This window comes from Pseudomonas sp. PB106, from assembly GCF_009764645.1.
Lineage (GTDB): Bacteria > Pseudomonadota > Gammaproteobacteria > Pseudomonadales > Pseudomonadaceae > Aquipseudomonas.
Map to the genome: position 1 here is coordinate 1 of NZ_RWIM01000184.1, position 15,093 is coordinate 15,093.

Sequence of the window (15,093 nt, forward strand, 5' to 3'; positions counted from 1 at the left end):
CTCCTACAGGGAAATGCGAATTCCCATGTAGGAGCTGCCGCAGGCTGCGATCTTTTGATCTTAAGCCCTGAACTGCCCCAGACTGGCTTTCAGCTGTGCAGCCAAACCATCCAGCACCTTGCCACTCGCCGTAGTCTCAACTACCGCCTGCGCCGCTTTCTCGGCCTGCGCATGAATCGTCTCGACTCGCCCGCGCACAGCCTGCGCACCTTGCGCCTGATGCGCTGCCGCTTGGGTGGCCAGGCCAATCGCCGCATGCACCTGTTCAACCGACGTCTGCACCGACTGCTGCAAGCGCGCACTGTCACGCAACACCAGCAAACCTTCGCTGGCCTGACGCCCGGCCTGACCGATGGCTTCAACCGCTTCACGCGCGCCCTGCTGCAACGCGACGATGTGCGCCTGAATATCGCCGGTGGAGCTTTGGGTTTTGCTCGCCAGCGCCCGAACTTCGTCGGCCACCACAGCAAACCCGCGCCCGGTCTCACCGGCACGCGCTGCTTCAATGGCAGCGTTTAGCGCCAGCAGATTGGTTTGTTCGGCGATCCCGTGAATCACCGTCAACACCACTTCAATCTGTTCACTTTGCTGTGCCAGCCGCTCAATGACTTTCGCCCCGGTATCGACCTGCCCGGCCAGCGCTTCGATCAGACTGCCGACCTTGGCTGACGTGCGAGTGTTTTCGTCAGTGGCCTGACGGATATCCACCACCTGCTTCAACGCGGCTTGCATCGCGTGACTTTCCGACTGCGCCTCATCAGCCATTTGCGACAGTGCACGCAAGCTTTCCGCGACCTCGTCACGCTGCATGCCGGCAGCCGCATCGGCACCGGCATTGCGCAAGGTCATCGCACCAATCTCGACGCCAGTACGTTGGGCGACATCGCCGGCCTCGCGCACGATCGGCTGCAACTTATCCACAAAGCGATTGACCGCCGAAGCCATGTCGCCGATCTCGTCCTTGCTGTTGATCTGCACGCGCTTGGTCAGATCGCCCTCGCCCGCTGCCAGATCATCCATCGCGGCGTTGAGCATCTTCAGGCGATTGACCACACGATGACCAAGCACAACGGCGAGCAACAGCAGTACGCCGCAGCCGACCAGTGCCAGACCCAGCCCAATGCGCCAACGCAGAGTCGCGGCGGCCTCTTGAACAGTGCTGGCCGTATTGGCCTTCATCTCGGCGGCGGTGGATTGCGCCGATTGGAGACGGGACTGCATGGCTTTGGCGCTATCGGCGGCGGCACCTTGGAGGCTGTCGCCGACCAGTTGATCGCTGCTGGCGATCAGCGCCGAGAAGCGCTTGTCCAGCGCCGCCAGATCGGTTTCCACCGAAGCCGTAGAGACGCCCATCAGCACCTTGCCGATTTCGACGCCGTTGGGATTGATCGACGCTTCGAGGTAGTAGACCGACGGATCGTTTTTCGCCGCATCCAGCACCTTATCCAGCGCACGCTCGCCCTGACCCTTTTCCAGCAAGGCCTTGTTGATCGGATTTTCACGGTTGAGATAACGGGTCAGGTGCTGGCCGGTCGCATCGTCATAGACCACGAAGAGCACGTTGGGATTGCGCTGGGCGCGACGAGCGAACTCGGACAGGGTCGGCACGTCGCTGTCCCACATGGCGCGCGGCGCCACCGAGGCGAGCAACTGGGCCATGTCATTGGCCGAATCCTTCAGGTCCTTTTCCAAGGTCGCCCGCAGTTGTGCCTGCTCATCCTTCAGACGCGCAGACAACCCAGCGGTCAAACGCTGACGAGTACTGGTAGAAAGGTTATCGAGACTCGATGTGACTTCTCGCCCGGCCTGCTCCAGTTCGCCGGAGAGTTTCTGGCTGTCGGCACCGAGGCGCACGGCCAGATCAGCTTCCAGCGCAGTCACGGTGCTCCGAGTCAGGGCAACAGCCACCAACACTTGCACCAAAAGAGCGATACCAAGGGTAACGAACACTGGGCGCAACAAACGGCTTTGTAACAGTGAGAGAACGGCCGACACTGTGAATACCTCGACTTCTGACGCCATTAATTTGATGGCACTCTTGTAGGCAGATTCACAGCAAAGGTCATGCCGTCCAACAGGCATAAACGACAAAGGCCCCGATTAAGGGGCCTTTGTTTTTTACATCAACGACTTATCAAGCGAACGGATGACGCAAAACGATGGTTTCGTTGCGATCCGGGCCCGTCGAAATAATGTCGATCGGCGCACCGATCAACGCTTCAACGCGTTTGATGTAGGCGCGAGCGTTAGCTGGCAGCTCTTCCAGGGTCTTGGCGCCCACGGTCGATTCAGTCCAGCCCGGCACTTCTTCGTACACAGGCTGCAGGCCTACGTAGCTGTCAGCATCGGTCGGGGCAACAACGTTGCCTTCGGCATCTTTGTAGCCGACGCAGATGTTGATGGTTTCCAGGCCGTCGAGTACGTCCAGCTTGGTCAGGCAGATGCCCGAGATGCTGTTCACATCGATAGCGCGACGCAGGATAACGGCGTCGAACCAGCCGCAACGACGGGCACGGCCGGTGGTAGCGCCGAACTCGTGACCTTGCTTGGCCAGGTGCGCGCCAACGTCGTCAAACAGCTCAGTCGGGAATGGACCCGAACCGACGCGAGTGGTGTAAGCCTTGGTGATGCCCAGGATGTAGTCGAGGAACATCGGGCCAACGCCCGAACCGGTCGCCACGCCACCAGCGGTGGTGTTGGAGCTGGTCACGTACGGATAGGTACCGTGGTCGATGTCGAGCAACGAGCCCTGAGCACCTTCGAACATGATGTCTTTGCCGGCGCGACGCAGGTCGTGCAGCTCGGCAGTGACGTCGAGCATCAGCGGCTTGAGCAGCTCAGCGTATTCCTTGCACTCGGCCAGGGTTTTTTCGAACTCGATGGCTGGCTCTTTGTAGTAACCGACCAGCATGAAGTTGTGGTAATCCACCAGTTCACGCAGCTTGTCTTCAAAGCGCGGCATGTTCAGCAGGTCGCCAACACGCAGGCCACGACGAGCAACCTTGTCTTCGTAAGCCGGGCCGATGCCGCGACCGGTAGTACCGATCTTCAGCTCGCCACGGGCCTTTTCACGGGCCTGGTCCAGCGCCACGTGGAACGACAGGATCAGCGGGCAGGACGGGCTGATACGCAGACGCTCACGCACCGGTACGCCTTTCTCTTCCAGCTTGGTGATCTCGCGCAGCAGGGCGTCAGGTGCAACCACCACGCCGTTGCCGATCAGGCACTGAACGCCTTCGCGCAGCACGCCCGACGGGATCAGGTGCAAGACGGTTTTTTCGCCGTCGATCACCAGTGTGTGACCAGCGTTGTGGCCACCCTGGTAGCGCACTACGGCGGCAGCATGTTCGGTCAGCAGATCAACGATCTTGCCTTTGCCCTCATCACCCCATTGGGTGCCCAGGACTACGACATTCTTACCCATAACACTTGTCCTCATTCGCGCAAACTTGGTGCCGGCGATGGCCGGCAGGAAAACTCAAGAAGCCAGTGGCGATACTTGCCAAAGCCCGTTCTGCTGAATCAATTGCCGGTCGCAGTCCGCATCACGGGCGGCGGCCAAAGGTTGCCCAGGCAAAGCCTGAACGACACGCTGACCCTCACTGCGCAACTGGCAAACCTGCTGCCAGAGTGCCGCATCCGTACTGTCAGGCATCCAGATACCGCCGGACGGTAGCTCGATGTCAGCACGCCCCAGGGTCACCAGGGTTTTCAAATCGGTGGAGAAGCCTGTCGCTGGACGGGCGCGGCCAAAATCGGCGCCGATGTCGTCGTAGCGACCGCCCTGAGCGATGGACTGACCAACGCCCGGAACGAACACCGCGAACACCACACCGGTGTGGTAGTGGTAACCACGCAGCTCGCCCAGATCGAAGTACAGCGGCAACTCCGGGAAGCGCGCCGACAGACGCTCGGCGATCGCCAGCAAGTCTTCCAGCGCCTCCAGTACCGGCGCCGGCGCATTGGCCAGACGCTCGCGCGCGGCGCTCAAAACTTCACGGCCACCGCACAGATCGACCAGCGCCCGCAGCATGCCGGACAGATCGGCCGGCAAGCCTTCGGTCAAGGTAATGACCTCGTCGATGGCCTTGCGTTGCAGCGCATCGAACAACTGCTGCTCGACTTCACCGGACAGCCCGGCAGCACGCGCCAGACCACGGTAGATACCAACATGACCGAGGTCCATGTGCACATCCGGCACATCGGCCAGTTGCAGCATGGCCAGCATCAGGCTGATCACTTCAACGTCGCTGCTCGGGCTGGCGTCGCCGTACAACTCGGCGCCCAACTGGATCGGGCTGCGCGAGGACGACAATGCACGCGGCTGAGCATGGAGCACGCTGCCGGCGTAGCACAGACGGCTCGGGCCTTCGCGGCGCAGGGTGTGCGCATCGATGCGCGCCACTTGCGGCGTGATGTCGGCACGGAACCCCATCTGCCGGCCCGACTGCGGGTCGATGACCTTGAAGGTCCGCAGGTCCAGGTCCTGGCCCGCGCCGGTCAGCAAGGATTCCAGGTACTCGATATGGGGAGTCACGACAAACTCGTAACCCCAGCTCTGGAACAGATCCAACACCTGACGACGCGCGACTTCAATGCGCGCCGCTTCCGGTGGCAGTACTTCTTCGATGCCATCTGGCAGCAGCCAGCGGTCTACCGTTGCCATTACGCCATTCCCCTTTGATCCGGGCGGCCAGCCTGCGGGCGAGCCTTGAGTGAAGCAGAAAATGACCGATCCGTTCAAAACGCACGCGCATGAACGACGCGGCGAAAGGCCTGCTAGCGGCTTCGCCCATCACTTTCCTCGAAAAACTGTCGAGTCATTCAACCCGATGTCTGCAGCAAAAAACAGCAATCAAACGTGCAGACGCAAAAAAGCCGGGAATTTCCCGGCTGCCGCATCATACACACGTTTTCCCAAAGGATCACCCCGCCCGAGGTTTTAGCCGCCGGGCGGAGTGCTTCAGGTCAACGCCGTATCAAGGCTTGGCTTTTTCCAGGTAATGGAAGAAGTCGCTGCTTGGGTCGAGGACCATGACGTCGGATTTGTTCGCGAAGCTTTCACGGTAGGCGCGCAGGCTACGGTAGAAACCGTAGAACTCCTGATCCTGACCGTAGGCCTTGGAATAAATCGCAGCGGCCTGGGCATCACCATCACCGCGAACCTCTTCCGATTCACGATAGGCTTCAGCCAGCAGCACGCGGCGTTGGCGGTCGGCGTCGGCACGGATGCCTTCGGCCAGCTCGTTACCCTTGGCGCGGTGCTCGCGAGCTTCACGCTCACGCTCGGTGCTCATACGTTCGAACACGCTGCGATTCACTTCTTTCGGCAGATCGATGGCCTTGACCCGGACATCGACCACTTCGATACCCAGTTCTTTTTCCGCCATCTTGTTCAGCGACGCGGTGATGTCAGCCATCAACGCATCACGCTCGCCCGACACTACTTCGTGCAGGGTGCGCTTACCGAACTGGTCACGCAGACCGGATTCCAGACGACGGGACAGACGCTCGTCGGCGATTTGCTTGAGGCCGGAGGTTGCGGTGTAGAAGCGCTCGGCATCTTTCACGCGCCACTTGGCGTAGGCATCAACCATCACGGCTTTCTTTTCCAGGGTCAGGAAGCGCTGCGTCGGTGCATCCAGCGTCATCAGACGCGCGTCGAATTTACGCACCTGGTTAACGAATGGCACCCTCACATGCAGGCCAGGCTGAACATCGGCCTGAACCACGCGACCGAATTGCAGCAGCACCGCACGCTCGGTCTGAGCGACGATGTAGAAGCAGTTCCAGCCAACCAGTACCACCACGACGCCAACGATCAGGGCGATCAGCGATTTATTGCTCATCAGCGGGTCTCCCTTGTGCGCGACTGCGGCAGGTCAGTGACGTGCGGCGTGACATCCGTGTTGTTGCTGGCGGCGGCCGAACCGGTCACCGGCCCGCTGCTGCCCGGATTATTCTGAATCATCTTGTCCAACGGCAGGTACAACAGGTTGCTCTGGCCGTTCTTGTTGCCGGTCACGAGAACCTTGCTGGTGTTGCTGAAGACTTCCTGCATGGTGTCCAGGTACAGACGCTGGCGGGTAACTTCAGGTGCCTTGCGATACTCGGCGACCAGCTTGGTAAAGCGGTCAGCCTCACCCTTGGCACGCGAGACCGTTTCGTCACGGTAACCGTTGGCATCTTCGAGGATGCGCTGGGCCTGACCACGGGCTTCCGGCACGACGCCGTTGGCGTAGGTTTCCGCCTGGTTCCGCGAACGCTGCTCGTCTTCACGGGCGCGGATCACGTCATCGAAGGCTTCCTGCACTTCACGCGGTGCCGCTGCGCTTTGTACGTTGACCTGAGTGACGGTGATACCGGTGCGATAGGTATCGAGGAAGCGTTGCAGACGCTCCTTGATTTCGCTGGCCATCAACTCACGACCTTCGGTGAGCACCTGGTCCATGGCGGTCGAACCCACCACGTGGCGCAGGGCGCTGTCGGTCGCATGCTGCAGGCTGATTTCCGGCTGATCGACGTTCAGCACGAAGTCCTGCAGGTTGCTGATCTTGTACTGCACGGTCAGCGGCACTTCGACGATGTTCTCGTCTTCGGTCAGCATCTGGCCCTGCTTGGTGTACGCACGCTCACGCGTGACGTTTTCCATGTACTTCTTGTCGATCGGCGGGAAGTAGATATTCAGACCCGGGCCGACAGTCTCGTAGTACTTGCCGAAGCGCAGCACCACGGCTTGCTCCTGCTCGTCGACTACGTAGACCGCGCTGTACAGCCAGACGGCCGCCAGCACGACGAGGCCGATGCCGAGCAGACCGCCGAAGCCGCCACTGCTCTTGCCCGAACCACCGCCGTCATCACCACGTTTCTTACCACCACCGAACAACCCGTTCAGGCTTTCCTGCAGCTTTCGGAAGGCCTCGTCGAGATCTGGTGGCCCCTTGCGGTCGCCGTTATTGCGGCGCTTGCCACCCCAAGGATCCTGATTATTCGAGTTGCCACCCGGCTCATTCCAAGCCATAGCGCTCTCCATCTGATAAAGCAAAGACGCACCCACGGCGCGCCGACCAATGCTACAGAATGCCTGCCGTTACGGCACAACCGCTTTTTCAGGCTTTTATTGCAAAGTGTGTTGCTCGATGAATTCCATCGGCTGCAATCCTTCGCGGCTTACCAGTCGATTCAGCTCGACACGGGGCAAACGAACGGCGAGCAGACTGATGCCTTCTTCGTCGTGTTCTTCTTTCTGCACCGCACCGAGTTCGAAGAACTGCGCACGCAGTCGAGCGAATCGTTGCGGCAAACGCAAGGTACCGATAAACAAATCACTGCCGAGCAATTCGGCGATGGCTTGCTCAAGCAGCTCCAGACCACTGCCATCGCGCGCCGACAACCAGACCCGCTGGGGCTTGCCGTTCTCGTCGCGCTGGATTTGCGGTTCAACGCCTTCAAGCAAATCGAGTTTGTTATAGACCTCGAGGATCGGCAAGTCCTGGGCCCCAATCTCGCCCAGCACCACCATTACCTGTTCAATCTGCAACATGCGATCCGGTTCAGCCGCATCGATCACGTGCAACAGCAGGTCGGAATTGCTCGACTCTTCGAGCGTAGACCGAAATGCCTCGACCAGCTTGTGCGGCAAGTGCCGAATGAAACCTACCGTGTCGGCCAGAACAATCGGCCCCAGGTCGTCAATATCGAGACGGCGCAGAGTCGGATCGAGCGTGGCGAACAATTGGTCAGCCGCGTAGACGTCGGATTTGGTCACGTTATTGAAGAGCGTGGATTTCCCGGCGTTGGTATAGCCCACCAGAGACACGGTAGGGATATCCGCGCGGGATCGACCGCGTCGCGATTGCTCGCGCTGGCTGCGCACTTTCTCCAGCCGGCCCTTGATCTGGCGCAGGCGGACCCGCAGCAAACGGCGGTCGGTTTCCAGCTGGGTTTCACCCGGGCCGCGCATACCGATACCGCCACCTTGACGCTCAAGGTGAGTCCAGCCGCGAACCAGTCGCGTGCTCATGTGGTCAAGCTGGGCCAGTTCGACCTGGAGCTTGCCTTCATGGGTGCGGGCGCGTTGGGCGAAAATATCGAGAATCAGACCGGTACGGTCTATCACGCGACACTCGAAAACACGTTCGAGGTTACGTTCCTGACTGGGCGTGAGGATGTGATTGAAAATCACCAGATCGGCTTCTTCAGCCTTGACCAGGTCGCGCAGTTCCTCGACCTTGCCGCTGCCGATCAGGAATTTGGCGGTTGGCCGATGACGCGGCACGTTAAAAAACGCAACGGTCTCGGCACCCGCCGAATTAGCCAATTCCTGAAACTCCTGCGGATCTTCGCGCGCCTCAGGGTCCTGTCCATCCAAGTGAACGAGGATCACTCGTTCACCACCACCGTGGCGCTCAAAGAACAAAGGAGACTCCTATCAGGCGTTACCTGGCTCAGCGTCACCTGCTTCGGATTCGGTTGCGCTAGGCAGACGAATTGGACGAACCGGCACTACTGTCGAGATAGCGTGTTTGTAAACCATTTGGCTCACGGTGTTTTTCAGCAGAATCACGAACTGGTCGAACGACTCGATCGTGCCTTGCAGTTTGATACCGTTGACCAGGTAGATGGAAACCCCAACTTTCTCTTTACGTAAAGTATTCAAGTAAGGGTCTTGTAGCGAATGCCCTTTTGACATGTGCCGCACTCCTTTAAGGATTCAATAATAAAAAATAGGTAATTCAGATGGCTTTGGCCGTCACACCCCCAAGGATAGACGGCAATTGCAAGGACTCAGCTCAATATGGAGATGGTCCCAAGGTATTTCAAGGCGCGTGGCAGATTGTCGCAATCAAGACTGTCCAGCCAGTGTATATCTTCCCAGCTGCGCAGCCAGGTGAACTGGCGTTTGGCCAATTGACGCGTGGCAATGATGCCGCGCTCCTGCATTTCAGCCAACGACAGCGTGCCATCCAGATAATCCCAGACTTGGCGGTAGCCTACCGCACGTATAGACGGCAACCCGGAATGCAGGTCACTTCTTTTACGCAGGGCTACGACCTCGTCAATGAACCCCTGTTCCAGCATATTTGTGAATCTTTGTTTAATACGCTCGTGCAGTACCTGACGATTTGCCGGGGCAATGGCCAAGTTCGCGACAGTATAGGGCAATTGTTGCAGTCCCGAAGCGGCTGCTTCAGTACTTTGCGCAGATTGTTGTTCGCGCAGGGCAGTCATGCTCTGACCGCTGACCCGATACACTTCCAGCGCGCGACTCAAGCGCTGCGGATCGTTCGGATGAATGCGCGCAGCGGACACCGGGTCGATAGCTGCCAATTGATCGTGCAAGGCCTGCCAGCCAAGGCGCGCAGCCTCGTCTTCGATCTGCGCACGCACGGCGGGATCGGCAGCCGGCATGTCTGCCAGGCCTTCGACCAACGCCTTGTAATAGAGCATCGTGCCGCCCACCAGCAGCGGAATTTTTCCGCGCGCGGTGATTTCGGCCATGGCTTGCAAGGCATCGCGACGGAAATCCGCTGCAGAATAAGCTTCGGCCGGATCGAGAATATCGATCAAACGGTGCGGAAATTCGGCCAGCAGCTCTTTCGAAGGCTTGGCGGTGCCAATGTCCATGCCGCGATAGACCAGCGCCGAATCGACACTGATCAGCTCGCACGGCAGCACCTTGGTCAGCTCGATGGCCAGATCGGTCTTGCCCGCAGCGGTCGGGCCCATCAGGAAAATCGCTGGAGGGAGCTGGTTCATCAACGACCGCGCAGGAACAGTTTGTCCAGATCGTCCAGGCCCAGTTGGGTCCAGGTCGGTCGGCCATGGTTGCATTGACCGCTGCGCTCGGTGTTTTCCATGTCACGCAGCAGGCCGTTCATTTCCGGCAAGGCCAGGCGCCGGTTGGCGCGGATCGCGCCGTGGCAGGCCATGGTGCCGAGCAATTCGTTGAGGTGCGCCTGAATCCGGTCGCTGGTGCCGTATTCCATCAAGTCCGACAGTACGTCGCCGACCAAGCGATTGGCTTCGGCCTGCTTCAGCAAGGCCGGAATCTGGCGGATCGCCAGGGTTTCCGGGCCCAGCCGCTGCAATTCAAAGCCCAGACGCTGGAACCACGCCGCGTGTTCTTCGGCGCAATCGGCCTCGCGCTGACTTACCGCCAGCGATTCCGGCACCAGCAGTGGCTGGCCGCTCAAGCCTTCGCTGGCCATGGCGATCTTCAAGCGCTCGTACATGATCCGTTCGTGGGCGGCGTGCATGTCCACCAGCACCAGGCCTTGGGCGTTCTCGGACAGAATGTAGATGCCCTTGAGCTGCGCCAGTGCATAACCTAGCGGTGGAATGTCTTCCTGCCCGGCCGGCAGCGCGTTGGCATTGGCCTCGGGCAGCGGCGCGAAAAATTCGCGGTACGCCGCTTGAGCTTCAGCGGCCGGCGGCACCGCCGATTGCGGGCGCGGCGTGTATTGATACTGGTAACCGCCGCCAGCGCTGGCACCGGACGAGGTGTTGAACGCCGGTTGCGCCTGCGGTTGCTCGAGCAGCGCATTAGCGGCCAGACGCATCTCGCCTTGCGGGCCGAATTCGCCGGCATCTAGGCCGGTTGGGCGCACGACGGCGGTGGTTACCGAACCGGCCAACTGATCTTCCGGTCGCACATCACCCAACGCGCGGTGCAGCGTGCCGTAGAGGAAGTCATGCACCATGCGCCCGTCACGGAAGCGCACTTCGTGTTTGGTCGGGTGCACATTGACGTCGACCGCCGCCGGATCGACTTCGAAGAACAGCGCGAAGGTCGGATGACGACCGTTGAACAGCACGTCGCGATAAGCCTGACGCACCGCATGGGCGACCAGTTTGTCGCGCACCGCCCGGCCATTCACAAAGAAATACTGCAAATCCGCCTGACTGCGGTTGAAAGTCGGCAGACCTACCCAGCCCCATAGATGCAAGCCGTTACGCTCGATTTCGATCGGCAACGCTTGCTCAAGGAAACCCGAGCCGCAGATCGCCGCCACGCGCCGGGCACGGGCCGCATCATTATGGGCCTCGTGCAGGCTGAGGATGGTCTTGCCGTTATGACGCAGGTGGAACGCCACGTCGAAACGCGCCAGCGCCAGACGCTTGATCACTTCTTGCAGGTGATCGAATTCGGTTTTTTCGGTCTTGAGGAATTTGCGTCGCGCCGGGGTGTTGAAGAACAGGTCGCGGACTTCCACCGAAGTGCCGACCGGATGCGCGGCTGGCTGAACCCGAGGCGCCATGTCGCGGCCTTCGGTTTCGACCTGCCAGGCCTGCTCGGCACCAAGGGTGCGCGAGGTCAGGGTCAGGCGCGCCACGGAGCTGATCGATGCCAGTGCTTCACCACGGAAGCCCAGGCTCATCACCTGTTCGAGGTCTTCCAGGTTACGGATCTTGCTGGTGGCGTGACGCGCTAGCGCCAGCGGCAGGTCATCGGCGGAAATGCCGCTTCCATCATCACGTACGCGCAGCAACTTGACGCCGCCCTGCTCGACATCGACATCGATGCGTTTGGCGCCGGAATCGAGGCTGTTTTCCAGCAACTCCTTGATCACCGAGGCCGGACGCTCAACCACCTCGCCGGCGGCAATCTGGTTTGCCAGCCGTGGGCTGAGCAGCTCGATGCGGGCGGCAGCGTTCAGCACTTCGTTCATTCTTTGGACGCCAGTTCGGTGCCAGGAATGGTCAGGTGCTGGCCGACTTTCAACTCATCGCTTTTCAGGTTGTTCGCGCTGCGCAACGTCGCCGGCGATACCTGATAGCGCACGCCGATCATCGCCAGCGTTTCGCCCGGGCCGACACGGTGGTCGCGCGGGCCTTGGGCGATCTTGCCGGAATCACGCAGCCAGGCGATGTAAGTGCCCGGCGGCGGGTTCTGCTGGAAGAACTGGCGCACGCCACTGCTGATCGAACGCGCCAGCGCTTGCTGGTGACTCGAGGCCGAGAGCTTGTTCGCCTCGTTGGCGTTGGAGATAAAGCCGGTTTCGACCAGGATCGACGGGATGTCCGGCGATTTCAGTACCATGAACCCGGCCTGCTCCACGCGCTGTTTGTGCAGCGGGGTCACGCGACCGATGTTGGTGAGGACTTTCTGGCCGACGTTGAGGCTGGAGGTCAGCGAGGCGGTCATCGACAGGTCGAGCAGCACACCCGCGAGCATGCGGTCCTTGTCGTCGAGGCTGACGTTGCCGGCACCACCGATCAAGTCAGAACGGTTTTCGCTGTCGGCCAGCCAACGGGCAGTCTCCGAGGTTGCGCCACGATCAGACAGGGCAAACACCGAAGCGCCGAAGGCTGCAGCAGATGGTGCGGCATCGGCGTGTATCGAAACGAACAGGTCGGCGCCTTTCTTGCGGGCGATTTCGGTACGGCCGCGCAACGGGATGAAGTAGTCGCCGGTACGGGTCAATTCGGCGCGGAAGCCTTTCATGCCGTTGACCTGACGCTGCAGTTCGCGAGCGATCTGCAATACCACGTCTTTCTCACGCTGGCCGCGCGAGCCGGACGCACCCGGGTCTTCGCCACCGTGGCCGGCGTCAATCACCACGATAATGTCACGTTTGCCGGCCGGGGCTGGCGGCAGTTTGATTGCGGGTTCGGTCGGGGTTACCGGCACGGCCGGCACCGTCGCGACCTGTGGCGTTGGTGCGGGCGGCGGCGCGGCGTCGGCCGGGTTGTCGAACAGATCGACCACCAAGCGGTTGCCGTACTGCGCGTTCGGCGCCAGCGAGAAGCTTTTCGGGGTGACGGCTTTCTTCAGGTCGATGACCACGCGCAAATCAGTCGGCGTGCGTTGGGCCGAGCGCATCGCGGTGATCGGCGTGTTCGCGGTCTGCACATTCAACGGTGCACCGAGGGTGGCACCGTTGATGTCGATCACCAGCCGATCCGGTGCGGTCAGGGTGAAAACGCTGTGCTGTACCGGGCCGCTCAGGTCGAAGACCAGTCGCGTGTTATCCGGCGCCCGCCACAGGCGCACGCTGTTGACCTTTGAATCGGCCACAGCGTTGACAGTTACTGCCATCAACATCAGTCCAGCGGCAGCCACCATCGCGCGAAAGCGCATACCTAACCCCATCATTTAATTGGATTCCAATGCCAAAGCGGCACACCAAGCCTCGCCACGCGAGCCCTGGGATAAAATTTTCAGCGAACGCCCGCTGTCTTGCGGGCTAATGGTAATGGTCAGGTCAGGCTTTGGCAAAAAGCCTGCACCTTTATCGGGCCATTCGATCAGACACATCGCGTCGTCTTCGAAGTAGTCGCGGATGCCGAGAAACTCCAACTCTTCGGGATCGACCAGTCGATACAGGTCAAAGTGGAAGGCGCGGATGTCACCAATCTCGTAGGGCTCGACCAAAGTGAAGGTCGGACTTTTTACCGCGCCGACGTGGCCCAGTCCACGAATGATCCCGCGCGAGAGCGTGGTTTTGCCCATCCCCAGGTTGCCTTCAAGGAAAATCAGACCATGGCCCTGGGTCACGCGGGCGATCCGTGCACCAAAGTCGCTCATGGCCTGTTCATCGGCCAGGTACAGGGTTACTTCAGACACGGTGCTTGCTCCTCCAACAACTGACGAATGGCTGGAATCAGATCACTGGCCGCCAGCCCACGGCCGAATTTACCTTGTTGCATCCCCGCATTGGCGTGCAGCCAGACCGCCAGGCAAGCGGCTTCGAAACTCTCCATGCCTTGCGCCAACAGCGCGCCGGTCAAACCGGCCAGCACATCACCGAGACCGGCGGTGGCCATGGCCGGATGACCTTGATGACACACAGCCAATCGGCCATCGGGGTGGGCGATCAGGCTGCCGGCACCTTTGAGCACGACAACCGCTGAGTATTTTTTGCTCAATACCAGCGCCGCTGCCGGGCGATCCGCCTGAACCTCGGCAGTGCTGATTGCCAGCAACCGCGCCGCTTCCCCCGGATGCGGCGTGATCACGCAATCCTTGGGCAATGTGACGAAATCTCTCGCCAACAGGTTCAACGCGTCGGCGTCCCACACCTGCGGCTGCGCTGCATTGGCGGCGGCGGACAACAGCGCGCGGCCCCAACTGGCCTGCCCCAACCCCGGGCCGACCACCAGCACGGAAACCTTCTCCAGCAATCCCATCAACTGATTGGCCGAGGACGTGCCGAGCGCCATGACTTCCGGCACTCGCACCAGTGCTGCCGGAACATGCTCGGGACGGGTCGCCAGCGACACCATGCCTGCGCCGCTGCGCAGAGCCGTTTCCGTACTGAGCAGAATCGCCCCGCCAAAGCCGTGATCGCCCCCGATCAGCAGCACATGACCGAAGCGGCCTTTGTGCGACGTCGGGGCGCGCGCCGCCAGCCTCGGAAGATTAGCCGGGTTGAGCCGTCGGGCGATGACCGGAATGTCACGATAGATGTCGGCGCTGGCCTGCAAATCGTTAAACAGCAGCTGGCCGACGTGATCCGCCGCGTCTCCGGTAAACAGACCGATTTTCAGCCCGATAAAGGTCACGGTCAGATCGGCCTGCACCGCAGCACCCAGCACCTGCCCCGTGTCAGCGCTTAGTCCAGAAGGGACATCGACGGCTGTCACCGGCAAACCACTGGCGTTGATCGCGTTGATCGCCGAGAGGTAAGGCTCGCGAACCTCACCGTTCAGACCCGTGCCGAGCAAGGCATCAAGAAGGACACCGCGCAGTTCGCTTTGAGCCTGCCAGCCTTGCACCGCAACACCTTCAGCCAGCGCCTCGGCATGGGCCTGCGCGGCATCGCCCTGCAAGCGCTGCGGTTCGCCGACGGCCAACACCCGCACCTGCCAGCCCGCTCGCTGCGCCATCGCCGCGACCAGATAACCGTCGCCGGCATTGTTGCCATGCCCGGCCATCACCGTCAGTTCGGTCGCCGACGGCCATTGCCGAACCAGTGCGCGCCAGGTTGCATGGGCGGCGCGCTGCATCAACTCGAAGCCCGGCGTGCCGGCGGCGATCAGCCGCGCATCGAGTTCGCGCACCTGTGCGGCGCCATACAGCGCGTCGGGTAATTGATCTTTCGTGTGCGGCATGCGTCTTCGGGCTCCGATGTCTGGCAGAATTATACG

Annotated in this window: 12 protein-coding genes; all 12 read right to left on the reverse strand. The window is 60.8% G+C overall.

The window, feature by feature from the left end; translation table 11 throughout:
* Positions 1 to 60: 60 nt before the first annotated feature.
* The 12 genes from EJA71_RS23155 to EJA71_RS23210 all read right to left on the reverse strand — a co-directional run bounded on the left by EJA71_RS23155 (position 61) and on the right by EJA71_RS23210 (position 15,057).
* Entirely contained in the window at positions 61 to 1,995 is a 1,935-nt protein-coding gene (locus EJA71_RS23155) for a methyl-accepting chemotaxis protein (RefSeq protein WP_158959828.1), read from the reverse strand.
* 139 nt (positions 1,996 to 2,134) lie between these two features.
* A complete protein-coding gene (locus EJA71_RS23160) occupies positions 2,135 to 3,424 on the reverse strand; it encodes an adenylosuccinate synthase (protein ID WP_158959830.1) in 1,290 nt (429 codons plus the stop codon).
* 54 nt (positions 3,425 to 3,478) lie between these two features.
* A complete protein-coding gene (locus EJA71_RS23165; RefSeq protein ID WP_158959832.1) occupies positions 3,479 to 4,666 on the reverse strand; it encodes an ATP phosphoribosyltransferase regulatory subunit in 1,188 nt (395 codons plus the stop codon).
* Between the two features lie 313 nt (positions 4,667 to 4,979).
* A complete protein-coding gene (gene hflC, locus EJA71_RS23170; RefSeq protein ID WP_122593810.1) occupies positions 4,980 to 5,849 on the reverse strand; it encodes a protease modulator HflC in 870 nt (289 codons plus the stop codon).
* Positions 5,849 to 7,021, reverse strand: a complete 1,173-nt coding sequence (hflK, locus tag EJA71_RS23175) for an FtsH protease activity modulator HflK (RefSeq protein ID WP_158959834.1) — start codon at positions 7,019 to 7,021, stop codon at positions 5,849 to 5,851. Before hflK ends, hflC begins: the two co-directional genes overlap by 1 nt.
* 96 nt (positions 7,022 to 7,117) lie before the next feature.
* Positions 7,118 to 8,419, reverse strand: a complete 1,302-nt coding sequence (gene hflX / locus EJA71_RS23180; RefSeq protein ID WP_122593812.1) for a ribosome rescue GTPase HflX — start codon at positions 8,417 to 8,419, stop codon at positions 7,118 to 7,120.
* Positions 8,420 to 8,431: 12 nt separating this feature from the next.
* Entirely contained in the window at positions 8,432 to 8,692 is a 261-nt protein-coding gene (hfq, locus tag EJA71_RS23185; protein ID WP_007902656.1) for an RNA chaperone Hfq, read from the reverse strand.
* Between the two features lie 95 nt (positions 8,693 to 8,787).
* Positions 8,788 to 9,759, reverse strand: a complete 972-nt coding sequence (gene miaA / locus EJA71_RS23190; protein ID WP_158959836.1) for a tRNA (adenosine(37)-N6)-dimethylallyltransferase MiaA — start codon at positions 9,757 to 9,759, stop codon at positions 8,788 to 8,790.
* Complete coding sequence (gene mutL / locus EJA71_RS23195; protein ID WP_178113740.1) at positions 9,759 to 11,660, reverse strand: DNA mismatch repair endonuclease MutL; 1,902 nt, start codon at positions 11,658 to 11,660, stop codon at positions 9,759 to 9,761. Before mutL ends, miaA begins: the two co-directional genes overlap by 1 nt.
* A gap of 8 nt (positions 11,661 to 11,668) precedes the next feature.
* A complete protein-coding gene (locus EJA71_RS23200; RefSeq protein ID WP_371925726.1) occupies positions 11,669 to 13,048 on the reverse strand; it encodes an N-acetylmuramoyl-L-alanine amidase in 1,380 nt (459 codons plus the stop codon).
* A gap of 51 nt (positions 13,049 to 13,099) precedes the next feature.
* A complete protein-coding gene (gene tsaE / locus EJA71_RS23205; RefSeq protein ID WP_007915806.1) occupies positions 13,100 to 13,570 on the reverse strand; it encodes a tRNA (adenosine(37)-N6)-threonylcarbamoyltransferase complex ATPase subunit type 1 TsaE in 471 nt (156 codons plus the stop codon).
* Positions 13,558 to 15,057, reverse strand: coding sequence for an NAD(P)H-hydrate dehydratase (locus tag EJA71_RS23210; RefSeq protein ID WP_158959840.1), 1,500 nt, complete (start codon positions 15,055 to 15,057; stop codon positions 13,558 to 13,560). Before EJA71_RS23210 ends, tsaE begins: the two co-directional genes overlap by 13 nt.
* Positions 15,058 to 15,093: the final 36 nt, after the last annotated feature.

Excerpts from the sequence above, each read along its gene's own strand:
- hflK (WP_158959834.1), bottom strand. The coding sequence starts at position 7,021 with ATGGCTTGGAATGAGCCGGGTGGCAACTCGAATAATCAGGATCCTTGG.
- miaA (WP_158959836.1), bottom strand. The coding sequence starts at position 9,759 with ATGAACCAGCTCCCTCCAGCGATTTTCCTGATGGGCCCGACCGCTGCG.
- hflC (WP_122593810.1), bottom strand. The coding sequence starts at position 5,849 with ATGAGCAATAAATCGCTGATCGCCCTGATCGTTGGCGTCGTGGTGGTA.
- EJA71_RS23160 (WP_158959830.1), bottom strand. The coding sequence starts at position 3,424 with ATGGGTAAGAATGTCGTAGTCCTGGGCACCCAATGGGGTGATGAGGGC.
- EJA71_RS23165 (WP_158959832.1), bottom strand. The coding sequence starts at position 4,666 with ATGGCAACGGTAGACCGCTGGCTGCTGCCAGATGGCATCGAAGAAGTA.
- hfq (WP_007902656.1), bottom strand. The coding sequence starts at position 8,692 with ATGTCAAAAGGGCATTCGCTACAAGACCCTTACTTGAATACTTTACGT.
- EJA71_RS23210 (WP_158959840.1), bottom strand. The coding sequence starts at position 15,057 with ATGCCGCACACGAAAGATCAATTACCCGACGCGCTGTATGGCGCCGCA.
- EJA71_RS23200 (WP_371925726.1), bottom strand. The coding sequence starts at position 13,048 with ATGTTGATGGCAGTAACTGTCAACGCTGTGGCCGATTCAAAGGTCAAC.